The sequence below is a fragment of the Fulvivirga sediminis genome (assembly GCF_016757215.1).
Lineage (GTDB): Bacteria > Bacteroidota > Bacteroidia > Cytophagales > Cyclobacteriaceae > Fulvivirga > Fulvivirga sediminis.
Genome location: NZ_JAESIY010000014.1, coordinates 68,436 through 93,524, shown reverse-complemented (window position 1 = coordinate 93,524; position 25,089 = coordinate 68,436). Strand labels below are relative to the sequence as shown.

The window sequence follows — 25,089 nt, the reverse complement described above, 5'->3', positions numbered from 1 at the left end:
GCTTCATTTCTAACTATTGATCTCTTATATTTCGCCTTTCTTAAACCAAAACTGTATTATGAAATATTTATACCTCTGCGTGTTATTATGCATTGCAGGAATAGCCACTGCCCAAGACAAAAAAGAGTGGGATGTGGCCGTTCCCGAAGGAGAATGGAATTTTAAAGAAATGGAACTTTCTACCAGTGAAGGCACCTGGATGAATCTGGACGTGAGTCCTGATGGCAGTCAGGTAGTATTTGATCTGTTAGGAGATATTTATATTATGCCTACAGCAGGAGGGAAGGCTACGGCCCTTCGCTCGGGCTTGCCGTTTGAAGTGCAGCCCAGGTTTAATCCTGATGGCACTAAGATATCATTTACTAGTGATGCGGGCGGAGGTGATAATATTTGGGTCATGAATACTGATGGTTCTGACGCTCATCAAGTTACAAAAGAAGACTTTCGACTCCTTAATAATGCGATTTGGACTCCTGATGGTGATTATCTAATAGCCAGAAAGCATTTTACCTCTGGGCGTAGTTTAGGGGCTGGAGAAATGTGGATGTATCATATTACCGGAGGCAGTGGGCTGCAGCTTACTAAAAGGAAAAACGATCAGCAAGATGTAAATGAGCCGTATGCTTCGCCAGATGGGAAATATTTATATTACTGTGAAGATGTATATCCGGGAGGTTATTTTCAATATAACAAAGACCCGAATAGCCAGATTTATCAGGTCCATAGATATGACATGGAAACCGGAGAAGTGAGTAGTGTTACTGGCGGCCCTGGTGGTGCATGTAGACCTACTATATCAAATAATGGTAAATACCTCGCTTTTGTAAAAAGGGTTCGTACTAAAACAGTACTTTATCTTCATGATTTGGCTACAGGAGAAGAATGGCCTATTTATGATAAACTCAATAAAGATCAGCAAGAAGCATGGGCTATTTTTGGCACCTATCCAAACTTCGATTGGTCGCCAGATGATAAGTACATTTATTTCTGGGCGGAGGGAAAAATTAAGAAAATAGAGGTAGGCACTTCGCTGGTAACAGATATACCCTTTGAAGTGGAAAATAACATTAAAATAGCAGAAGCTCTAAAATTTAAGAGAGATATTAATCCGGACAAGTTTGAGGTGAAAGATATCAGAAATGCCGTTACTTCACCAGACGGAAAGTGGTTGGTGTTTAACGCCTTAGGTAGATTGTATAGAAAGGAGCTGCCAAACGGAGAGCCAGAGCGAATTACTTCTTCAAAGGAATTTGAATTTGAGCCAGCTTTCACTCCTGACGGCAATACTCTGGTGTATGTTTCTTGGGAAGATGAAAATATGGGAGCGGTTAAAAGGGTTTCTTTAAAAGGAAGAAAAAGACAGCCTGTAGAAGTTACTTCAGAAAAAGGTATCTACCGCACACCCTCCATCTCACCAGATGGGAAAACCATAGTTTATGTGAAGGAATCGGGTAATAGCACCTTAGGCGGCACATTTGATAAAAACCCTGGCATCTATAGCATATCTATAGACGGCGGTGAAGGGCAGCGAATTACTGAAGGGGGAGAGTATCCTCAGTTTAATGCAAGCGGAGATAGGATATTCTATCAAACAGGGGGCTATTTTTTCGGCAATCTGACCAAGAGGTTGAAAAGTGTAAATCTTGATGGAGATAATGAAATTACGCATGTAGAGTCGAAATATGCTAACCGACTAATTCCTAGTCCTGACAATAAGTGGGTGGCATTTATGAATTTGCATAAGGCTTATTTAGCTCCGCTTCCTTTAACCGGACAAACGCTGGATATTGATCCTAACAGTAAATCTGTGCCGGTGGCGCCTATCACTAGAGATGCTGGTATTAATCTCCATTGGTCAGCAGATAGTAAAAAAATCCATTGGACTTTAGGCGACGAGTATTTTACCAATGATATTAATGAGAGGTTTACTTTTTTAGAAGGATCTCCTGACAGTATTCCTCCTGTAGATACAGTAGGGGTGAAAGTGGCTCTTGAGGCCGATAGTTACCGTCCGTCAGGCATAATTGCTTTCACCGGAGCCACCATTATCACTATGGAAGGCGATCAGGTGATTGAAAATGGAACCATTGTAATTAATGGCAATAAAATAGAGGCCATTGGAGATGCATCAGTAGCTATACCAGCTGGAGCCAAAGTGTATGATGTACAGGGAAAAACCATTATGCCTGGTTTTGTAGATGTACATGCTCATGTAAGTGCTTTTGGCTATGGAATCACACCTCAAAAACATTGGCCTTTATATGCTAACTTGGCGTATGGGGTAACTACAGCACATGATCCTTCTGCTAATACTGAGACAGTGTTTGCGCTATCAGAGCTGATTAAAGCGGGTGAGATGACTGGCCCGAGACTGTTCTCTACCGGTATTATTCTCTATGGAGCAGATGGAGATTTTAAGGCAAAAATCAATAGTCTTGAAGATGCACGTTCGGCCTTAAGAAGAACAAAAGCTTTTGGAGCGTTCTCTGTAAAGAGTTATAATCAACCCAGAAGGAATCAAAGGCAACAGGTAATACAGGCAGCGAGAGAACTTAACATGCTAGTAGTGCCAGAAGGCGGATCTACCTTTTATCATAACATGACCATGGTTATGGATGGCCATACCGGAATAGAACATAATATACCAGTAGCACCTGTTTATAAAGATGTATTGGAGCTTTGGGGCAATAGTAATTCTGGATACACACCTACATTGATAGTGAACTATGGCGGTCTTAACGGTGAATATTACTTCTATCAGAATTATAATGTTTGGGAAGACGAAAAATTACTTACGTTCTACCCTAGAGGTATAATAGATTCCAGGTCTCGCTACAGAACTATGGCTCCGGAAGAAGAATATCAAAATGGACATATTTTGGTGTCAGAAACCTGCAAAGCTTTAGCTGATCATGGTGTGAAGGTAAACCTTGGTGCACATGGACAGCTGCATGGTCTTGGTGCTCACTGGGAATTGTGGATGCTTAAGCAAGGAGGAATGAGCAATATGGAAGCCTTAAAAGCTGCTACTATCAATGGCGCTAATTATTTAGGTATAGATGAGCAGGTGGGCTCTTTAAAGGAAGGTAAACTCGCTGATTTAATAGTGTTAGATAAAAACCCTTTAAACGGAATTACAAACACTAACTCCGTACGCTATACCATGGCTAATGGCAGGTTGTATGATGCTGCTACCATGAATGAGGTCGGTAATCATGAGCGGGAGAGAACTAAGTTTTACTGGGAAAATAACAAATATAACCAGTCTTTCGATTGGCATGAAACCGCTGAAAGCTATATGAGAGTAGGCTGTAGCTGCGAGGCAGATCATTAAAAGAGAATAGATTACATAAAAAAACCGGGACTTTTAGTTCCGGTTTTTTTTGTTGAATTAATTCTGTGCAGCACTTTTGAGTTGGAGTGTTATCGTTTTAATCTGAGGTTATTCCTAAAATTAAGTTTTACAATTTTAATCGTATTTAATATGCTTGGTGGCTTTTTAAAAGGAATGAATGATTCTATTAAGCAAAACCGTGACTTAAGAAATAAAAGAAAATCATTAAAGGATATTTACGAGCACGAGCATAAGAGCCACACCGATCATTTCAATGAAGCAGATGTTAATGAGCGGGTAAGCCTGCGTCTGAAACGGGAAAGGGAGCAGTCCTCTCGTAACCGAAGATTATCTGTATTGCTTTTTCTTTCAATAATAATAGGCTTTATAACTGTATAATTTGTGTTTGAGTCAGCGCCAGAAAGATTTCTGTCTCCAAAAAAAGAATATTTCAGAACCATCTATTTTAAAAAATCCGATAGAGAACAGCTTCTTGTCGATTATTATAAAAGAGGAGGGAAGGCTGCGGAATCCGAATATAGAGATAGTCTCAGGCATCAAAAATCGGAAAGCTATTATCCCACAGGAGAGCGGTTTCGATCCGCACTATATTATCAAGATTCGTTAGTTAGAGAGGCGTATTTTTTTAGAAACGGAGACACTATAAAAAATTTCCCAAAAGTGGAGCTTGATAAAGTCTACCACCTCAAATTATTAGGCGCTGATTCTCAAAAAGTTAGTTTTGACTATTGGAATGGTAAGATATTATCCGGTACTTATAATGAGAGTGAATGAGATTTGATAGAGCTTGAATTTTTTTTATAATAATTTGACTAAATAAAATAAGGATAATTATTATATGTTTGGTTTTTGTTTTATTTTGATAAAAATAATTTAAAACACATGATACCTTAAAAAAATAAACCAATGACAGTTCTATTGACAGCTTTAACCTGCATTTGTGCATCACTATTGTTATTCAGCTCTATTGTAACAATACTTTCTCTTATTGCCAATCCCAAAAAGCCTACTTCTGCTACAGAAGAGCGGGATATGGCTCTTATTATAACCGCTTACAAAAGTGTGGACCTTGTCCCTCAGCTCTTATCATCCATTTATAGATCAAATTATTCAAACTATCATGTTTATGTGGTGGCTGATGATTGCCAGGACTGTAGAGATATAGAAGAGAACCCAAAATTAACCGTATTGAAACCTGCTACTGCTTTAAGTTCTAAACTTAAGTCTATTAAGTATGCCGTCACTAATTATGTTAGAAATCATGATACGTCTATTGTATTAGATTCTGATAATCTGGTTCATAGAGACTTTTTGGCAGAAATGAATGACTACAGAGAGTGTTTTAAGGCAGTACAAGGTAGAAGAGTGGCTAAAAATCTAGATACATTCGTTGCATCACTTGATGAAATGGGAGAAATATACCATAATTATGTTGATAAATATGCTCCTTATAAATTGGGATCGTCTTCTAATTTATCAGGATCAGGCATGGCTTTTTCCACCTCTCTGCTGGAATCATTTCTTTTTAGTGAAGAAGTAGAGCAGCTTATGGAAGGAGTGATATATGGGGAAGATAAATTATTTGCCAACTTCATTGTGGAGAAAGGGCATCAAATAGCGTATCATTATGATGCTTTAGTATACGACGAAAAATTAGAGAAAAAGGATCAGATAAAAAGGCAGCGTATCAGGTGGTTTAAGAGCTACTTTATTAATCTTCAAACTGCGGCAAGCCTTGCTGGCGTAGGGTTGCTAAAGGGTAGAGTTGGTAGTGTCTTCTTCGGAGTGGTTAGTGCCTTTCCTCCTTTGTTTTTATTAGTATTGGGCACAGGCTTATTGACGTTAATTGCGGTATTTTTTAACCCTTGGCTATCATTAATTTTAGTTGGAGCAGCAGCTTCATTTGTGTTTAATTTCCTCTTCGTTTTATGGTTAACAAATGCTCCTAAGCCTGTTTGGAATGCGCTTGTCAAAATACCTTTATTTATGTTTGAACAGTTAAAGGCAATGTTGGTGCTTCATCGTCATAAAGGTGATTTCCTAGTGACCCAACATAGTAAAAGTGTAAATGTTGAAGAGGTCAATTAATTTAAAAAGAAGGTTATTTGTTTCATATATAGAAAAGCCCCCATAGGAGATAATTATTATGGGGGCTTTGTAATTTTATAATTCTTCAGTTTCTTCTACTGATTCATAATCTGTGTCTTCTGCATATTCTTCATACATTTCGTCATCTTGAGATAACTCATCTAATTTTCTGTTAATTACGGAGATAAAACTAGATGATGATAAATCAGAATTGCCTACAATCTCTTCTAAAGCCGCTACTTTTTTGCTATCGTTGCTTAAATTCAGAGCAGGCTTAGCAAATTTGGCCACAGCTACGTCTATATCTTTTTCTGAAATGTTAGCTTTCTTAACCCATCCGTTTTGAATCCATTTGGCTCCAGTTCTTTTACCTACTACTTCTAGCCAATCACCTTCAGTAGACTTGATGGCTACAATATCCATTTGAGTGAATTTTTTATCTGTCTTAGTGAGTAAGTCAGGTCTTTTGTAAATGAAAACATCCTCTAAAAATACACCTACTTTGGCATTTTCTATTATGAAGTCAGAAAGTGCCCAACCCTCAGTGCCATCAGCTAGCTGAATTTGAGTGTATTCGCGGTCATTGTCCAGACTATCTTTCTCGGTGTTACCCAAGCTGGTTAAAGATTCTCCAAGACTTATAGATGTAAGCCATTTAGATTTTGAGGAAGCCTCTTTTCTTACAGAAATATTATCCCAAACGCATACTGCGGGTGCTTCGGTCGCTTTCGCTGCTGGTGCTTCTTCATTAGAAAGGTTTTCAGATTCGGTAGATGATTCCTCAGATTCGTTACTGGAAGAACAATACGTTAATAAGCCCATAGCTGAGCATAAAAATAGAAGTTTGAAAAATTTCATAAGTGATAATTATTGTTAAAAAAATTGATAACAGCTACAATAAAGGCGCAAGTTAAAATAAATTAATTAAAAATAATAAAGTTAACATGTTAAAAATGGTGTCGTTAGGATTAAAAGCTATATTATGTCTTTTAAAAGTTATATTTAAGATGTGTTAAGAAGATGTTTTGCAGCTGATTAAGTGCATAAATGTATTGAAGTGTGAGATTGTAAAATCTAATCATTACATCTTTAAATGGCAGTCATATCTTATATAGCTTTGCGTCATTTTTTCTCTAATTTAGCCCTAAAAGAAATAGCGTATGTTATGTATAGATAACTCTAGTATTGAGCCATATTTCAATCAGGCTGCGGAAGAATATTTGTTGAAAAATTTTGAAGAAAATATTTTCATGTTATGGCGTAATGATAATGCCATTATTGTAGGGAAACATCAAAATACCATAGCCGAAATTAATGTTGATAATGTGAGAAGTCGTGGCATTAAAGTGGTGCGCAGGCTCACAGGCGGAGGAGCAGTATTTCATGATTTGGGTAATATTAATTATACTTTTATCATGGGTTATGGAGATGAAGAGGCAAAGGTGGATTTTAAAAAATATAATCAACCTATTATCGATGTATTGGAAACTCTTGATGTAAAGGCTTATTTCTCAGGTAGAAATGATATTTTGATAGATGATCAGAAATTTTCAGGTAATGCTGAGCATATATTCCGAAAAAAAAGAAGGGTGCTGCATCATGGAACGCTTCTCTATGCCTCACAGATAAAAGATATTTCAGATGCTCTTAATGTTAATCCTTTGAAATTTGTGGATAAAGCGCGTAAATCAGTAAGGAGTAGGGTGACCAACATATCTTCTCATTTAAAAGAGGATATAGGAGTAGATCAGTTTCGTAAAAAGGTAATGGATCATATTATTAACATGTATCCTGATGCTAAGCCCTATACATTAACTGAAGAGGACATAAAAGCCATTCAAAAATTAGCTGATGAAAAATACAGTACCTGGGAGTGGAATTTTGGAAAGTCACCTCAGTATGATCTGAAACATGGAGTGCGAACTACGGGAGGACATGTGGAAGTACACATGAATGTAGATAAAGGAATTATCACCAGTTTGGAAATACTAGGAGATTACTTTGTGAATCGTGAAATAGAGCCAGTAATAGAAGCGCTTATAGGTAAAGAGCACCGCGAAGAGGTAGTTTTAAGTACTCTTAAGGAAGTGAAAAGTAGTGACTATTTTAGCAATATCAGTGAAGAAGAGCTGCTAAAAGCATTTTTCTAAAAGATTACTTTCTTTTAAACCTTAAGTTATACATTTGCGAAGTATTTAAAGAATGTATTGAGCGAATGAAGGTGAGATTGATAGCTATTCTGCTAATATTAGTGATGGGAATGCAGAGTTGTGATAGTAATGAAAAGGAATTTGAGTGGACGGATGATATAGCGAATATTACTAATAAAAACATTCATCAGTGGTTGAGGAAAGCTCCTTTGGGTGAAGAATGGAATCCATATGCAGATAACGAAAATCAGGCAGTAATTACTAATGAAAAGCAAGTTTTTCCTTTCTTGGGAGGCTTCTATAATGAAGAAGGAAAGCTTACTAGCTCTGGTGATAATAGAGATATTTTTATAGATGAGACAGTAATTTATAAAGACCCTGAGTTAGGAGAATCTTTTGTACATGCAGCTCTTTTGTATGAGCCAGAGGAGGCCTTTATAAAAGACTTTTATTCTGAAATGGGTAATGTGCTTATGTCAGGGGTGGATGCCATACATGAGTCTTATCAAGCCGATCTTACACAGACTCAGATATTCAATAAAAATAAAACCTATAAAACTGCTGTGTACTGGGTGCATTCAGGATATCACACCTTTTTAATGGGATTTTACCAGCAAGGTAAATTGGTTTTCCAATTAGCTTTTCCGTGTGTAGATAAAGAAAGGGGACTGGCTAAGCTGCAACAGGTCAATCAGAGTCTCGAACTTAATATAAAAGAGTGGGAAGCGGCGGAAGCTAAAGACCTCGAGAAAACCAAGAAGGCACAGAGCTTTTGGGAGGATCCATATTATGGTATCTATCTTAATAATTTGGTGCCGCAAATGAGAGTGAAAATTAAAAATACAAATTATAAAAAATATAAAAGTCAAATAGCCAAGGAAGAAGGGGTAGATTACTTGTTCGGGTATGTTAATGGAGAAGGTGAACACAAGCTGAGATTTAGCATGAAGGAGTTGGCAGTTTCTAAAGAGGAGTATGAAGATGAAATGACTGATTTTAATGTCTTGCCCAATGAAAATGGAATCGGCCCCGTATATTTAATTAAGCAGGAAATAGATGGTAATTTGATAGAGCTTGAGGCGGAAACTTTCTTTAGAAAAGGCAAAGTACTAAAGATTAGTGCCACTTATCCTACCCAAGATAGTGCCGCTAATAAAGAGATTAATGGAGTTTTAACGCATTTGCATATTTACCGATAAGCAAAATGCTTTTTGACAATGAATAAGCCTGCAAATTGTTCTGCAGGCTTTTTTTATTATATCAGGTTGTGGGCACATTCTTTATTGATCTGAAAATTTAGTTTGAAGTTTAATTGAGTATTATATCCCTATAAGGCTTTCTAAGATCTTTGGCTTTTGATGCGGTAATGATTTTTTCGAAAAGAAGGAAGGCAAAACCAACTAAGCAGAGAATATTGACGTACTATCATTGTTGGCTTATCATTAGTATGAGCTCTCATGCCCAGGATGGAAAGAAGAATCTGCAAAATTTGGATAATTGTTACCAGCTGTCCAATTTACAGGGTTTAATTCCATCACTTGATGGCCTCGTGAAGAAGAGTTGATTTTTTGTCGAAATTTAAATGAAGTATGAAGCACCTATTTGTAGCGTTTTTATGTATTGTAGCTAATATATCTTTTGGTCAGATTTTGAAGCCAGTAAAATGGAATTTTAAAATTGAAAATCAGAAGGAGCGCTCAGCTACGCTAGTTTTTACTGCCGATATAAATGAGGGCTGGCACGTTTATTCTCAGTTTATTGAGGATGGAGGACCTATCCCTACTTCATTTCATTTTGATGAATCTAAAGATTACACCTTAAAAGGTAAAGTGGAAGAAGTATCAGACGTAATCAAGGGGTTTGATAATACGTTTGAAATGGATATTGCCTGGTTCGAAAATAAAGCAGTATTTAAGCAAAATGTCGAATTCAATAAGTCTCCAGTAAACGTAAAAGGCTACTTAGAATTTATGGTGTGCGACGATCAGCAGTGTCTTCCCCCTACAGAAGTGGAATTTGATTTTAATGTAATAGGAGTATCTAAAGATAACGGTGTAGTAACAGAGAAAGTAAATAAAGAGGAAAAGGCACCAAAGACTGCTGAAAAAGAAGAAAATGAAGTAAAAATACTAGCGAAAGCGGATGATGTTCAGGAGAAAGAAGAAAAGCCTAGCGAGGTAAAAGTTGAAGAAGCTGAAAAGATTGTTATAGAAGATTCGGTAGGAAAAGCTGATGATCACATAGTCTCAGGATCAGACACTCCTAAAGAAGAAATAGAAGATGTTCAGGAAGAGGATAACTCTCTGTGGGCTATTTTTGTGGCGGGTTTTTTAGGTGGTTTAGCGGCCATATTCATGCCTTGTATATTCCCAATGTTACCTTTAACGGTAAGTTACTTCACTAAGCAGGCTTCTAAGGGATCTGGTGTAGGTAAGGCATTGATTTATGCTTTATCCATTATTGTTATTTATGTAGTGTTAGGACTTATTGTTACGGTTATATTCGGAGCCGCCGCGCTAAACGCTCTGTCTACTAATGGTATTTTTAATTTAGTATTCTTCCTGCTATTGGTGGTATTTGCCGCATCTTTCTTTGGTGCATTTGAGATCACTCTGCCCACTAGCTGGAGTAATAAATTGGACAGCAAAGCGGATAGAGGAGGAATGATTGGTATCTTCTTTATGGCAGCCACATTGGCTATAGTGTCTTTTTCTTGTACAGGACCTATTATAGGAGCCCTGCTAGTGCAGGCTGCTAATATGGGCGAACTCATGGGGCCGGCAGTAGGTATGTTTGGTTTCTCTTTTGCCCTTGCTATACCGTTCGCTTTATTCGCTATGTTTCCTTCTTGGATGCAGGCATTGCCTAAATCAGGAGGATGGCTTAATAGTGTAAAAGTGGTATTAGGATTCTTGGAATTAGCCCTAGCACTGAAGTTCCTTTCTAATGTTGATCTTGCTTATCATTGGGAGTGGTTTGATCGTGAAGTATTCTTAGTGCTTTGGATCGTGATATTTGGTATGATGGGATTATACCTCATAGGTAAAATTAAATTTGCTCATGATAGTGCATTAAATTACCTGTCGTTTCCTAGGCTAACTTTAGCAGTAGTTACTTTTTCATTTGCTCTTTATCTAGTGCCAGGTTTGTGGGGAGCGCCATTAACTGCTGTTGCGGCATTTCTGCCTCCGCAACATACTCAGGACTTTGATCTCTATACCGCTACGCTAAACCCTGGGGCACATACAAGCAAGGCAGATGATAGTGAGCCAAGAAAATATGGAGAGATCTTCCATGCTCCTCTAGGCCTAAAGCCTTTTTATGATTATGAAGAAGGCCTTAATTACGCCAAGAAAGTAGGTAAGCCTGTGATGATTGACTTTACAGGACATGCTTGTGTAAACTGTAGGAAGATGGAGGCTACCGTGTGGCCAGAGCCTGATGTATATAGTAAAATAGCTAATGATTATGTGCTTATTCAGCTCTATGTAGATGATAAAACAGACCTGGCTGAGGAAGATCAGTTCTACTCTAAGTATAGTAAAAAGGATATTGAAACCATAGGAGGTAAGTGGAGCGATTTTCAAGCCTCAGTATATAATGCTAATTCACAGCCTTTTTATGTGCTACTATCTCCTGATGAAGAGCTGCTCGCTAAGCCTATTGGTGCTATATATGATGCTGATAAATACGCCGCCTTTCTCAACTCAGGCTTGGAGAAGTATAAAGAGCGTAAATGAAATTGATAATACTAATAATATAATTTGAAGGTTAGCCTGATAAGGGCTGACCTTTTTTTGTGGCTATTTGATAGAATGAGACTAGTATTTTTGAAATTATAAAGTTGAGGAGGAGTCAAAGAGATCACTCTGAGCTCAGGATTATTTCAATAAATTAAAACTTTTTGTATGCATTGTCATTTATTAGTATACCTTTGTAAAGTAAAAAAAAAATAAGATTATAGTATTCAATACCAAGAAACCACTTCATAACATACTTATTCCACAAGTAGTGTTATAATTTAGAGCAAAAAAATAAATAGCAGAGCAAACGAACTAAAATATGTGACACGTCGTTTGGATTAAAAAACGGAATGTCTATAAAAGTTAAAGCTTTCACTATTATTTAAAATATTTCAAAAGAACGCCCATCAGGCACTTGCCCCTAAGAATAAAGACTAGTTCAGCAAAATTATTCCTACCTTATTACCAAGAGCTTGTACAAGCTAGAAATCAAAAAACAGTATTATCAAAAATCCAAAATTCTTAATTAATTCAGGCCCCGGCTTTTCAAAAACCCTGCGTAGCAGAGTTAATGAATATTTCAAAAAAAATGATGTGAGCCCCTACGGTAACGGAGGGATGATGTTTAAATCAGCATGTATGCTTACTTTGTTTTTTGTGCCTCTGATTATAGTAAATACCGGGATAGTAACGAGCCCTTTTATGCTATTTGCCATGTATATATTGGCAGCATTTGGCATGTCAGGCATAGGTATGGGAGTAATGCATGACGCCATTCATGGTGCTTATTCTAAGAATAGGAAAATAAATAAATATATGGGGTACACTATGAATCTAATAGGCGCTAATGCCTCTATTTGGAAGATTCAACATAATGTGCTTCATCATACTTATACGAATATAGAGGATTCAGATGATGATATAAATGCGCCTTTTTTCCTTAGATTTTCTCCGCATGCTAAGCGGTACAAGGTGCATCGTTTTCAGCATTTGTATATTTGGTTTTTCTACGGTCTTTCCACTCTGTCTTGGATTACTGTAAAAGACTTTGTAAGAATGTATCGGTATAGAAAAATGGGCTTTTTTGGTTCAAAAACCGAATATAGAAAGGAAATAGCAAAGGTAATTGCATGGAAGCTCTTGTACTATTCATACGTACTTGTGTTGCCAATGATCATGGTTCCTCTGGCGCCATGGATGATACTGTTAGCTTTTGTTGTTATGCATTTCATCACAGGTTTAGCTATTACTACTGTATTTCAGACGGCTCACGTTATGCCTAGTACAGCTTTTCCTTTACCAGATGAAAATGGAATTATTGCTAGTGACTGGTTTATTCACCAGCTGGCAACTACCAGTAATTTTTCACCTAAAAGTAGGTTTTTTTCATGGCTTATTGGGGGACTTAATTTTCAAATTGAGCACCATTTATTGCCCAATATTTGCCATGTACATTATAAAAAATTATCAAAAATAGTAGCAGAAACAGCCAAGGAGTATGGTATTCCATATCATACAAAAAGAACCTTCGTTGAAGCTATTTGGGATCATGTAAAGATGCTCAGGCAGTTAGGTAGGATGGAGATGGTGCCTGTGCCACAGAGTAAGTCTCAAATGCCTGTTAAATAACCACTATATAACAATTAATAACGCATTGTATAAGTGGTTTTCACAAGAAAAAAATTAAATGAATAATATAAGAACTAAAAGAAAGAGGAACAATGGTTTCTCTAAAACCAATGCTTCAAGACCTAACGGTAGAAGGACTGGTAAGAAAAAAGCAGTTTCTTCTATAGATCCTAAGATGTTGGTGAAGAAGGCTGTGAAGAAAGAAGAAAGCAAATATGTTCCTACTCGTAGTTTTGATGAAATGCCTTTAAACGTTAATCTAAAGGCTAATATATATGAGAAGGGATTTAGTTATCCTACGCAAATTCAAGATCAGACTTTAGAGCTCTTGTTAGAGGGTAGAGATATGGTGGGGGTAGCTAATACCGGTACAGGGAAAACAGGGGCATTCCTGATTCCTATTATTAATCAGCTTTTAGATAACCCTAAAGCCTGTAGGGCATTAGTAGTAGTGCCTACAAGAGAGCTTGCAGTACAGGTGGAAGAGGAATTTAAATCTTTAACCAAAGGGTTGGGCTTGTTTGTATCTAGTTTCATTGGTGGTACCAATGTAGGTAGAGATATGTCGCAATTGAGACGAAAGAACCATGTTATTATTGGTACTCCGGGTCGACTGATAGATTTGATAAGCAGAGATGCTTTGAAAATGAATGATCTTAATACGCTTGTATTGGATGAGTTTGACAGGATGTTAGACATGGGCTTTGTTAATGATATTAAGAAAATGGTTAATCTTATGCACAACAGAAAGCAAACCATGCTTTTCTCAGCTACGATTGACAATACTCAAAAATCATTGATAAAAATGCTTTTGCATGATCCTGTAGAGGTGAAGGTGAGTAGTGGTAAAACGACTAGTGACCACATAGATCAGGATATTATACATGTGCCAGCCGGTGAAGATAAATTCAAAATGCTTTTGGATCTTATCGATGATAAGGAGTTTGAAAAGGTTTTAGTTTTTGCTGAAACTAAAAGAATGGCGGATAAAGTGGCCAAAAAGTTAAATCAGTCAGGACTTAAGGCCGATCAAATACATGGCAATAAGTCACAGAATTACAGAATGAAAGCCCTGAATAGATTTAAAAAGGGTGATGTGAAAGTGTTAGTAGCTACTGATGTAGCGGCAAGAGGAATAGATGTGAGTGATGTAACTCACGTAATCAACTATCAACTGCCTCTGAATTTTGACAGCTACGTACACAGAATAGGAAGAACAGGACGTGGTGGTAAGTCTGGAAAGGCTTTTACTTTTATAGACCCGTCTGACAATTAATCAAGAATATATTACAATTAATACAATAAACAATTATGCAAGAAGGAACAGTAAAATTCTTTAATACTACCAAAGGATTTGGTTTTATTAAGCCATCAGATTCAAGTGAAGATATTTTTGTACACGAAAGTGGACTAATCGACGATATACGTGAAAACGACAAAGTGAAATTTGATGTTGAAAGAGGAAGAAAAGGAATGAACGCTGTTAATGTTGAGTTAATCGACTAATTAGCCTCATTAAAATTCCAAAAAGCCGCTTTAGTATTTACTAAGCGGCTTTTTTGTTATATATCTGCCTATAACTATTTAATAATTCAGTAAAAAAGGTTTTCAATTCTACCCTTTCTTAAGTAATATTTGGTGTTTTTATGATTTTCACCTCACATAAATAAAGGTTATTTTCTTCATGATTTGATTAACCTAATTATAATTGTGATGAAGCTGTTACTGTTTAGTTTTTTAGTGGTGCTGAGCATACCTGTATCTGCGCAGAGTGTTGTACTGTTTGAAGATTTTGAAGGAACAATGCCTGGATGGGCAAAGACAACTAGTGTAGCAACAGATAATGAATGGCATGTTCTCAATATTAATAGCTCCTTAACTTCAGGTGCTAGGTCTTATGCGGTGTCTAAAGACGGAATTGTTAATGAATATGAGAATAATACTTCAGATCACTCTGTCTATGTAGTGCCAAATTGGCCTGCCACACCAAGCTCTCAATCAATCAATATACGCTATGATTTGCGATGTTTAGGAGTATCCCTGGCCTTGGTAAATACAGATTACATGAGGGTTTACTTAGTTAATTTGGCAGCCGTAACTACCCCTATTGCTGGTAACTTAAATGGGTCAAATTCTATATTATTAGATAGTTATGTGTTACAGGGCACATGGAGAAGGTATTCATATAATCTTACTACCACACAAAAGAACTTTATAGCTGCTAATTCTGGAAATGTGGCATTGGTATTTAATTGGGTAAATAATAGTATAAATGATAATCAGCCACCTGCTGCTATTGATAATGTTATTATTACCTCAACTCCCAATTCTCCACAGCCTTTAAATGGTACGTATGAAATAGGAAAAATATCAGGCAATGATTTTTCAAGAATTTCCAGCGCCATAAGCTATCTTAATACTTATGGTCTATCAGGTAATGTAGCATTTTTGCTGACAGATGAAACTTATGATTCTGGCTATGAAACTTTCCCTTATGTGATTGGGAATGGTACTGCTACTCCTTTTACAGGCGCAGGCACCTACAGTATCACCTTTAAACCAGCCTCAGGAGTTAGCCCTGAAATAGTTGGCTCCGGATACTCTAATGATAGAGGAGTCTTCAATATAAATGCTGTGAATAACATTATCATAGATGGGTCCGCAGCCGTGGGAGGAAGTACCAGAGATCTCACTATTTATGCGAATGATGCCAGTTCAGCCTTGCGAGCGGCGGTTTTCATCGGAGCGCGTAATGAAACCAATGCCACTTCTGACATAACAGTAAAAAACTCTATTCTGAAAACCAATAGTCAGAGTCTTGGCTACGGGGTTATTGCAGCCCATTTTACTAACATAACGGAAGGTCGCTTTAATAATATTAACATCAATAATAATGAATTTTTCAGAGCGAAAGAGGCTATTCATATTGATGGTTTAGATAGAAATGCAGGAAGCTATACAATCAATAGTAGAGCTACAAATATATTTTCTGAGAATAATGTCATTAATGGGGTGAATGCTGATGCGATCACTCAGCGTGGAATTCACTATTTAGGTGTAGATAATGGTACAATTAACAATAATGAAGTGGGTAATTTATTGTCAACTGATGATTTTAATGACTTTGGAATTATGGTTGATAAGAACAGTAAAAATATTACAGTTTCAGCAAACCAGGTTTTTAATATTACCTATACAGGAGCTAACAGCTTTTCTGGCCACGGTATAGGTGTAAATAGTGGACTTACTAATGCTAATATATTATTGAAAAATAATGTTATTCATGGTATAGGAGGTAATGGAAGCAGTGCAACTAGTGCTAGCAATATACTTTCAAATCCGGCAGCGATTCTATTAGGGATAGGTGGGCAAACAGGAACAGATTTAACTTTTACGCAAAGTGGTTGTGAAATTTATAATAACTCTATTTCTTTATATGGAGATGCTTTGAAGTTTGTTCAATCCACATCTTTTGGAGTGGCTGTAGCTAGTAATACTGTAGGAGTATATTTAGAAAGCAATGTTATTCAAAATATGCTCGGAGGAGCTTCTTCACTTTCAGGTAAAGCTCGCGCAGTAGGTATTTACGGACAGGCAGGCTCAGGACAATTTTCTTTACTTGATTATAATGATCAGTATATCAATGCAGGCACCACTCATACTGTGAATTATATAGGTGCGCTAGGGGCTTATGGTAATCTTGCTACAGCAGGAATTACCACTATGGCTGGCTGGCGTACGGCTACAGGTAGAGCAAGTTCTTCAATTGCTGCAGCCCCTGGTTATATCAGTGTTAGTAACTTGGAGCCAGATTTTGCTAATCTCAATAGCTGGAATATTCATGGTATGGCAAAGCATAATGCTAAGGTTACTGACGACTTTAAAGGGCAGCCCCGTCCCGCTACAGTAAATGATGGAGCTCCAGATATGGGAGCTTATGAATTTGGGCTTGCCAAAGCTACGTCTCCTTCTCCTAAAGCAGTAAATAAAACAGGCCCATTCACTACTCTTACACCTTATACATTTACCGTTAATCAGAGAAATTGGTTAACGGTAACGTTTCTTCCAGGGTCTGATTTGCCTACAGATTTATCTCTACAAATGTATAGTGGAGCTTGGCCTGCCAATCCTCTTGATTATTCCATTAGTAACTTTTTCTTTGAAATAGTAGATTCATATGTGGGAACACCTAATTATAATTTTACTGTCACTATGAATTATGACGATGCCTATTTGGGTACTGTTGGAGATCCTGGCCTTGTTACAACTATGATAGCCTCCTCTGTAAATGGCTTAGACTGGTCTCCCGCGATAGCGGTTCATGATGATGTTTCCAATAGCGTTACCTTGGCAGGACTTTCTGAATTTGGATATTTTACTATGAGCTCTAACATTAGCCCTCTGCCCGTGGAGATTATTGCTTTTGAAGGAGAGCAACAAAAAGATTATTTAGTATTTGAATGGACTACTGCCTCTGAAATAAATAATGCTTGGTTTATATTACAATGCTATCTAAAAGAGACAAAAAGATGGGTGGATATTGGTAGGGTTCCTGGGAGCGGAACGATTTCTGATCAGGTAGATTATGCGTTTAAGGATGAAAATCCAATGGTAGGAAGTCATATTTATCGCCTGCTTCAAGAGGATTATGATGGTGCTACAAATGAAGTAGCAATAACAAAGGCAGACTTTGCTCAATCAGAACCTATTCATGTATATCCAAATCCTGCTAATTCGCAGCTTTATGTAGCAAATAAGTATTCTGAAGATGTTCAAATTCAGCTGTTGTCTACCAGTGGAAATATTATCACAGAAAGAGAAGTACCCGCTTACCAGAAAACTGTATTAGATATCTCAGCACTAACGCAGGGTCTATATCTCATAAAAGTGCAAATGCCCTCATTTAGTTATCATCAATCATTTAGTAAAATTGATTAAATTCTATTATTTCTGTAAAATTTTAGATGAAGTGAGTTTAAGGAAGTAAATCTATTCCTTTGAAAGGAGATATTACCAGAAATTTTTAATAGAATATTTGATTTTAAAATATTAAATTATAAATAATGTTTTTTTGAATGGTTCATGTGTGAATAGGAGTGCACTTTATGAAAGCGGGAAACGAGTATAGAGCGTTAGAAGAAAAGAGACTGCATAAATTGAGGGAATATGGGGTGCTCAATCCTTACCCAGACCCCATGTTATCAGAGATTATTCGTCTGGCACATTTGATATTAAAGCAATATAAAATTCTCCTGTATTTTGCCGGTGAAAATCGTCATTGGCATAAGGCTAGTTATGATCTTTTAGGTAAATATAGTTTGCTTAATGATTCGCCATTAACCCATATTATGTCTGGAGATGGGGTCACAGAGTTATTTTCTGTTCAAGAAGACCCCCGTTTTAAATATAGTCAATGGTTACAGCAGTTAGTGGAAGTTTCTTATATAGCAGGGTGCTCTTTGAGGTCTAAAGAAGGAGTAGCGCTGGGGGGACTATGTGTATTAGGGGGTAAAAATGATAGGGTTACTCAAGAGCAGGCTGAGGGGCTTGAGGTTTTAGCTCAGCAGGTTTTAAATACTTTAGAGTTGAAACGATTGTCTCCTTATACTCTGACTTCTGGGCTGGCCACACATGCGGTCCAATCTCGTTATTCATCTCCCTTTTTGCAGATATTAAATTCTTCTTTAGATTCTATAGTGTGTATGGATGTTGATGGGAATATTGCTTTTTGGAATGATCAGGCTGAAAGAGTATTTGGATGGTCTTCCGATGAGGTTTTAGGTAAGCCTTTGGTTGAAACCATTATTCCTGCTAGATATCACAAACGACATAACGAGGGTTTTACTTACTACATGAAAACTGGTAATGGTCCTATACTTAGAAAACGTGTGGAGATAGAAGCAGTTACTAAGGAGCAAGGGGAAATAGATATCGAGCTGATAGTGGTGCCTGTGGAAGATGAGCGTTCATTTTATTTTTGCGGTTTTATAAAAAATTTAACCGAGCAAAAGAGAGCCAAGGAGTTGTTCGTAGAAGCTCGGGAAAATTTAGAGAGGGCTGAAATGCAGGTCAGTTTGGGTAGCTGGTATTTCACCGCAGATGGTCATAGGCATTGGTCTAAGCAGTTGTATAGGTTATTGGGCTATGATCCTGATACGTTGGAGCCTCCACCTGTTGAAGAGTGGATTCAAAGGTTTCATCCAGAAGATAGGTATATTTTACAGGAGAATGAAGAGCTAATGAAAGCCGGTGAGCCGCTTGAAGATCGGGTAGTTAGAACAAACCCTGAGATTCTACCGCTGCGTTACCTTTTGCCTCAAATGAGTGAGATGCGAAGCGAACATGGTCGTATTATTAGGTATCAAGGTACTCTTTTGGATATATCTAAAAGTATAGAACAGCTTGAGTCTTTAAAGCGGGCAGAGGAGAATTATAGACAGATATTTGAGAATTCGCAGGATGGAATTTTTCAATCTAAACCAAGAGGTAGGCTTATGGCTGCTAATCCGGCTCTGGCTGAGATGTTTGGGTATGATTCTCCTGATGACATGCTAAAGAGCATCAATGATATTGGGCTTGATTTGTATTGTGAAAAAGGGTTACGGGAGATGTTGTTAGACAAGGTTCGGCAAAATATTTCTGTAAAGGGAGTGGAGCTAATGGCGAATAAAAAAAATGGCGATAAAGTGTGGATTCAGCTTAACATGCATGGCATTTATGATGAGGGTGAACTGGTGATGCTAGAGGGAAGTATAAAAGATGTGACAGAACAAAAGTTAGCCAAGCAAAAGATTACGTTGGAGAAAGAATTGTCCGATAGTATTATCAATAATCTTCCGGGTATTTTTTATTTATATAATCGTAAAGGACGTTTTCTTAGATGGAACCATAACTTTATTCAAGTGACAGGTTATAGCCCTGAAGAGCTAAAAAGAATTACTGCTCATGATTTATTTGAGGAAGGTGAGGAAAGGGAGTTGATAAAGAAAAAGATCAGTGAAATTTTTGAAACTGGATATGCAGAGGTAGAATCTGACTTTTTATTAAAGAGTGGAGAGAAAATTCCGTACTATTTGAATGGCTGGCGTATCGTATATCAAAATGAACCGTGCGTTATAGGTGTGGGTATTGATATATCTGAGCGTAGAAAGGCGGAAAAGGAGCTAATTGCATCAGAGATGAAGCTTAAGGCTTTTTTTAATAATACATCTGATGGGCATTTGCTTTTAGACCTATCTGGAAATGTTTTGAGTTTTAATCCGGTGGCTAATAGAATTGCTCAGAATATTTGGCTTGAGCCATTAGAAGAGGGGAGCTCTATATGGCACAGAATGGATAAAAGGCATGAGCCTCAAGCTAAATTATGGTTTGAGACTGTGCTGGAGGGAGAAGAGATAAAAGAAGAAATAAATCTGCCAGATGGAATAGATAAGTCAGAATGGTGGCTGCTCAATGCTACGCTAGCAAAGGATAATGAAAAAAAAGCCTTTGGGGTAGCTATAAAGGTAATTAATATAGAACCTATGAAGCAGGTTAACCAAAGGCTAATGCAGAGTAACGAGCAAATTAATAAGGCTAAAAATGAATTAGATCAGTTTGTGTATAAATCATCACATGATCTGCGTGGGCCGCTTACTTCTGTTCTTGGTCTGGTAAATCTGGCAGAAAGAGATGTAAGTACTAATAGCTTCGATGTCTATTTGGATAAGATACGAAATTCAATTGTTAAGCTGGATCATTACATTAAGGATATTATAGACTTTTCCTATAATAGCAGTTCTATTGTGAAGAAAGATGGGATAGACTTAAGGCAATTATTAGAGATGGTGATGGATGACTTACGTGATTTGCCTAATGCCGATAATATTGATATTGAAATAAATTTCGATAATCAAGCCGAATTGAAAGGTGATTTTAATCGACTAAAAACTGTAATTACAAACATAGTAAGCAATGCTATTCTCTATCAGGATGTGGAAAAGATGTTGTCTTTACTGGTTATTAAGGCTCATGTAGACCAAAAAGAATTACGAATGAGCTTTAGGGATAACGGCATAGGGATCGGCTTGCAGTTTCAAGATCAGGCTTTTGATATGTTCAGTCGTGGCTGTATTTCTTCTAAAGGATCTGGCTTAGGATTGTATATTGTGAAGGAAATTATCAATACTTTGCAAGGTGAGGTGAAAATTTATTCTGAGGAGGGACTGTATACTCAAGTAGAATTTAAAGTGCCTAATGCAAGCTAAAGTATAAGGAAATGACAGGGTTGATATCACCTCCTTATCTATTTTTTATTCTGTTATTTTTATGCTGATGCCTCGTGTGGTCTGCCACCCCTCCGCATCTGTAAGCATTACTAGAAAGTGATAATCTCCGCTGTCTATATCTTCTGGAATATTTATATTCAATTCTGCTTTACATTCCTTTAGGCCTTCAGGTATAGAAAAGTTGTTTATAAATAAGAATGGGGTTTTAGCAGTTTTTATTGCGGCCAGATCACAATCATTAACTTCTGTACTATGGTTATGATGGTCAAAGTTATTATGTATATCAATGCTGTATGATCCAAGATATTGATTATCAGTGAAGTATGCGGTGAAGGTGAAGCTTTCTCCTTTTTTTATTTCACTACACTGTTGCGGATAATTGGCCTCAAAGCTCTGGTCTATTACAGGATACTCGGTGTCTAGAGATTTGTCATCATCAGAGCATCCGGTTAAAAGAATTATTGTAGCAAAAATAATGAATAGTAAGTGTAGAAAGTAATATGTTGTTTTAGATTTCATGTCTTTACTGTTTTTTGAATAATGACCAAGAGAGCTCGCTTAATGGAGCTCTCTGATAAAACCAGATAATTAAATCACGAAGCAGCAGCAACTTCAATATGTGATTCAAATTCCAGCTTATGACCTTCTTCGTCTTCAATAATGAAAGTGGCATGGTATTCTCCTACAGGAGCGGTGGCCGGAACGTCTATATGCTCATGAAATTCCACTTCTGTTTCTCCATGATAACCTTCTTCAAACTCTTGCTCAAAATGCCACTCTTCTTCGCCTTCTCCTACGGTAAGGTCATGGCCATGTATGTTTACTATGATATGATGAATACCATGATGGGCATCTATAAAAAATTCGGTATGTAGGTCTTTCCCCCTTACTACAGTTTCATCAATAGAAATGTCACTGTAGCTGATTTCTTCAGTGTCAGTCTCTCCTTCCATTATCTCAAGATGTCCTTCACTTTCGGTGGTTTTTCCTGCCTGGTCGGTTACAAGCAGAGTAATATGATACTCTCCTGAAGGGATATTGGCAGGGATAGCTATGTGCTCATGGAAAGTAGGGTTTTTTACTAAATATTTTTCATCAGTAAACACTTTTTCAAAGTCCCATTCTACTTCACCATCAGCTATTTTCAGGTCATGACCATGAATAGTTAAGGTAATACTTTTTACAGACGCTTCAGCTACTATTTTTGCTTCAGTGTGCAAATTTGATCCTTTATAACCTACTTGGCCGGTTGAATGAGAGCTGCCTTTTCCGTATTCAAAATCTGTAATAGTTGGAGCAGGTAGAGATGGCGTGTCGTCGTCATCATCACTACAAGCCATAAAAGTGCTAAAACATACTAGAGCTACTAAAAATAATCTTGCTCGTAATAATAGTTGTTTGTTCTTCATTTTTATTTATTTAATTGTAAAAGGTATGTTCAGTGATAGTATTATATTTCTTCCGGCTTCAGGCATATCAATCAGCCTGTAGAAACTGGTATGATTAAAGTATTTGCTGTTTAAAAGATTACGTGCCTGTAAGCTCACCAAAAGCGGCTGCTGACCGAAATGAATACTGGTGCTGGCTCTGAGATTAATGACTTGTGAGCCAGGTGTTTCTTTCTCTGGAGGCACTATTCTGTTTTGCCTTGCTGTAACGCGGTAGTCAACTGAAAATGAAGTTTTGCTGAGCCTTTTTATTTCTGGCGACCAGGATATTGAAAAAAGTGCTGATGGAGCAGGTGAGATAGGTAGTGAGAATCCTTGTTTTTCGCCGTTAAGCTGTTGAGCATATACAAATTCACCAGCTACTTCTGTGCTTATGGTTTTATATAATTTCCAATGGGCAGATACTTCACCTCCGTAGCGCATCACCTTGCTTTGAGTGTATTCAAATACTTGGTTGCCTGCTCCATAGAGGTAATCATGATCAGCAGTGGGATTGAGGTAAATATAATTTTGGAAATAGTTAAAAAACGGAGTTGCTTCTAATGTCCAGGAGGGAGCAGTCCAGGTCATACCAAGGTCGGCTTGGTATGATTGCTCAGGATTTAAATTTATATCACCTCTTTCATAGCTGTAATAGTGATAGTTGACGCCGTTTGCTCCCAGTTCTTTGGCTATTGGCATGCGGAAGCTTTTCCCAATATTAAACTTTAATTGAAGCTGATCATGGTTGTAATTGACTCCTGCTGACCATGTTAGATTATTAAAGTCTCTTGATTGATGGCTAGAGCGCTGAATATATATAGGAGCAGAGTTGCTTTCAGCGTTTTTTGATTCAAACCAATCATAGTATTCCCTTATCTGTATTTTGGCGTAGTCCCACCGGATGGCGGCATGTAGTAGCCATTGTTTATTGATCTCGTATTTATCATAAATATAAGTTCCTGTATTAAGCTGCTGGAACGATGGAATAAGAAAGCCCCATCCGCTTATTTTATTATCTTGATGGGCGGAGTTGATTCCTATGGTGAGGTTGTGCTTGCCTAGCCACAGTATATCTCGAAAATTGGCAGATAAAATGTCTTTATTAAACTTTCTTTCCAGATCTTCTTCAATATTCAAATTGTCGGGATAAGTTGCGGGCATGTAGCCATGGCTGACATAATTGCTTCTTTCTTCACGTAAATTATTTTGATAGCCTATTTCTGTAATTAGTTTATGGTTGGCAGACCATATAAATTCACTTGAGTTAATGACTTTGAAATGATTGACTTTCTGGAAAGGGTGAAGGATGTCTCTGCTAGAGCGGTCGTGTAATTCATGGTCTACCTGCCGAGGTTCTAGTCCGTGTGCGTTAGCAAAAAAGCCACTCTTACTGTACGTGTTGGTGATGTAAAAGGTGGATTTTATATGATCTTTTATTAAGCCTATATCCAAATGTAGATTGGTTTCTCTGCCCGCAGTATTTCTAACTTTATGGTTATTCAGCATAACAGGGGCGTTGTATACGCTTACTCTGTCAGTGGCAACTTTGTAGTCTCCATAATTCTGATGAGTAATACGAGTGTTGAAAAATAGGGCTTGGCCTCTTCCGTATAAGTTGAAAGAGCCTCCTAGTAAATTATTGTTGCTTTTGCCGATAATATCTACTGCTCCGGCAAGGGAGTTTTCTTTAGGCGCAGGAGGAGGTAGTATGTCTATTACTCCGCCTATGGCATCTGATCCGTAAATAAATGAAGCAGGGCCTTTAAGTATTTTGATTTTGGAGGCTCGAAATTGGTCTATTTCCAGACCATGATCCGCGCCCCATTGTTGAGCTTCATGCTTAATGCCTTTATCTATAACGGATACCCTATTGAAGCCAAGTCCGCGTATCAATGGCTTAGATTGACCTGAGCCTATGCCTATGCTGCTTACTCCAGGTAACCTTTCCAAAGACTCCATGAGGCTACCGCCCATGTTCTTTCTTATAAAATCATCGTTTACAGTTTCAATATTTAATGCTTCTTCTCTTCTTTCAAGTTTATCGATATTGGAGCTTATAGTTACTTCTTGAAGTTCTTGTAAGGAAGGTTGCAGGAGCATATTCATGGGTGTTTTGAAGTCTTGGGAAGAAAGTGATATTTCTTTCGTAATGTAGCCTACATATGATACCGTTAGTGTATTTGTTTTTTTTGAATTAATAGGAATCGAGAATTTACCATTGGCCGTAGTTATAGCAATAGTTTTGGCAGGGTAAGCGGCAACTGTGGCTCCTTCTAAAGCCTCACCTTCATGGTTATAGATAAAACCGGTTAGTGTTATTTCTTGGCCAGATGCCAGAAGCACAACGTAGAGTGAAAGGTGTATGGTGATGAATAAAGATTTAATTGTGGTGCCTCTCATGTGGCTAAAAAGTAGAATTTTAAATGC

General features: G+C 37.4%; 16 protein-coding genes. 12 read left to right on the top strand and 4 right to left on the bottom strand.

Features of this window, described 5'->3' with window-relative positions; translation table 11 throughout:
- The first annotated feature begins 58 nt into the window (after nt 1–58).
- From JL102_RS20925 to JL102_RS20910, 4 genes are all read left to right on the top strand, one after another.
- On the top strand, nt 59–3,334 hold the full coding sequence (locus tag JL102_RS20925) for an amidohydrolase family protein (RefSeq protein WP_202246419.1): 3,276 nt from the start codon (nt 59–61) through the stop codon (nt 3,332–3,334).
- A gap of 174 nt (nt 3,335–3,508) precedes the next feature.
- On the top strand, nt 3,509–3,733 hold the full coding sequence (locus JL102_RS20920) for a hypothetical protein (protein ID WP_202246418.1): 225 nt from the start codon (nt 3,509–3,511) through the stop codon (nt 3,731–3,733).
- Nucleotides 3,734–3,736: 3 nt separating this feature from the next.
- Nucleotides 3,737–4,129: a hypothetical protein gene (locus JL102_RS20915; RefSeq protein ID WP_202246417.1), complete on the top strand. Its 393-nt coding sequence runs from the start codon at nt 3,737–3,739 to the stop codon at nt 4,127–4,129.
- A gap of 132 nt (nt 4,130–4,261) precedes the next feature.
- Nucleotides 4,262–5,443, top strand: coding sequence for a glycosyltransferase (locus JL102_RS20910; RefSeq protein WP_202246416.1), 1,182 nt, complete (start codon nt 4,262–4,264; stop codon nt 5,441–5,443).
- Nucleotides 5,444–5,518: 75 nt separating this feature from the next.
- Here JL102_RS20910 and JL102_RS20905 read toward each other — a convergent pair whose 3' ends face one another.
- Entirely contained in the window at nt 5,519–6,301 is a 783-nt protein-coding gene (locus tag JL102_RS20905) for an SH3 domain-containing protein (protein ID WP_202246415.1), read from the bottom strand.
- Between the two features lie 302 nt (nt 6,302–6,603).
- On the opposite strand from JL102_RS20905, the gene JL102_RS20900 reads away from it, so the two are divergent.
- The 8 genes from JL102_RS20900 to JL102_RS20865 all read left to right on the top strand — a co-directional run bounded on the left by JL102_RS20900 (nt 6,604) and on the right by JL102_RS20865 (nt 21,211).
- Complete coding sequence (locus JL102_RS20900) at nt 6,604–7,593, top strand: lipoate--protein ligase (protein WP_202246414.1); 990 nt, start codon at nt 6,604–6,606, stop codon at nt 7,591–7,593.
- A gap of 65 nt (nt 7,594–7,658) precedes the next feature.
- Entirely contained in the window at nt 7,659–8,792 is a 1,134-nt protein-coding gene (locus JL102_RS20895; RefSeq protein ID WP_202246413.1) for a hypothetical protein, read from the top strand.
- Between the two features lie 390 nt (nt 8,793–9,182).
- Nucleotides 9,183–11,333: a protein-disulfide reductase DsbD family protein gene (locus JL102_RS20890; protein ID WP_237390687.1), complete on the top strand. Its 2,151-nt coding sequence runs from the start codon at nt 9,183–9,185 to the stop codon at nt 11,331–11,333.
- A 642-nt stretch (nt 11,334–11,975) separates the two neighbouring features.
- A complete protein-coding gene (locus JL102_RS20885; protein WP_202246412.1) occupies nt 11,976–12,965 on the top strand; it encodes a fatty acid desaturase family protein in 990 nt (329 codons plus the stop codon).
- Between the two features lie 58 nt (nt 12,966–13,023).
- Complete coding sequence (locus tag JL102_RS20880) at nt 13,024–14,241, top strand: DEAD/DEAH box helicase (protein WP_202246411.1); 1,218 nt, start codon at nt 13,024–13,026, stop codon at nt 14,239–14,241.
- Between the two features lie 35 nt (nt 14,242–14,276).
- The gene (locus tag JL102_RS20875; protein WP_202246410.1) at nt 14,277–14,471 is read left to right on the top strand and encodes a cold-shock protein; all 195 of its coding nucleotides are present in this window, start codon (nt 14,277–14,279) and stop codon (nt 14,469–14,471) included.
- 207 nt (nt 14,472–14,678) lie between these two features.
- A complete protein-coding gene (locus JL102_RS20870) occupies nt 14,679–17,903 on the top strand; it encodes a T9SS type A sorting domain-containing protein (protein ID WP_202246409.1) in 3,225 nt (1,074 codons plus the stop codon).
- Between the two features lie 167 nt (nt 17,904–18,070).
- The gene (locus JL102_RS20865) at nt 18,071–21,211 is read left to right on the top strand and encodes a PAS domain S-box protein (protein ID WP_202246408.1); all 3,141 of its coding nucleotides are present in this window, start codon (nt 18,071–18,073) and stop codon (nt 21,209–21,211) included.
- A gap of 45 nt (nt 21,212–21,256) precedes the next feature.
- Here JL102_RS20865 and JL102_RS20860 read toward each other — a convergent pair whose 3' ends face one another.
- The 3 genes from JL102_RS20860 to JL102_RS20850 all read right to left on the bottom strand — a co-directional run bounded on the left by JL102_RS20860 (nt 21,257) and on the right by JL102_RS20850 (nt 25,062).
- Nucleotides 21,257–21,751, bottom strand: coding sequence for a DUF4625 domain-containing protein (locus tag JL102_RS20860; RefSeq protein WP_202246407.1), 495 nt, complete (start codon nt 21,749–21,751; stop codon nt 21,257–21,259).
- A 74-nt stretch (nt 21,752–21,825) separates the two neighbouring features.
- Complete coding sequence (locus JL102_RS20855) at nt 21,826–22,641, bottom strand: DUF4625 domain-containing protein (RefSeq protein ID WP_202246406.1); 816 nt, start codon at nt 22,639–22,641, stop codon at nt 21,826–21,828.
- Nucleotides 22,642–22,647: 6 nt separating this feature from the next.
- Nucleotides 22,648–25,062, bottom strand: coding sequence for a TonB-dependent receptor (locus JL102_RS20850; protein WP_202246405.1), 2,415 nt, complete (start codon nt 25,060–25,062; stop codon nt 22,648–22,650).
- Between the last annotated feature and the right edge of the window lie 27 nt (nt 25,063–25,089).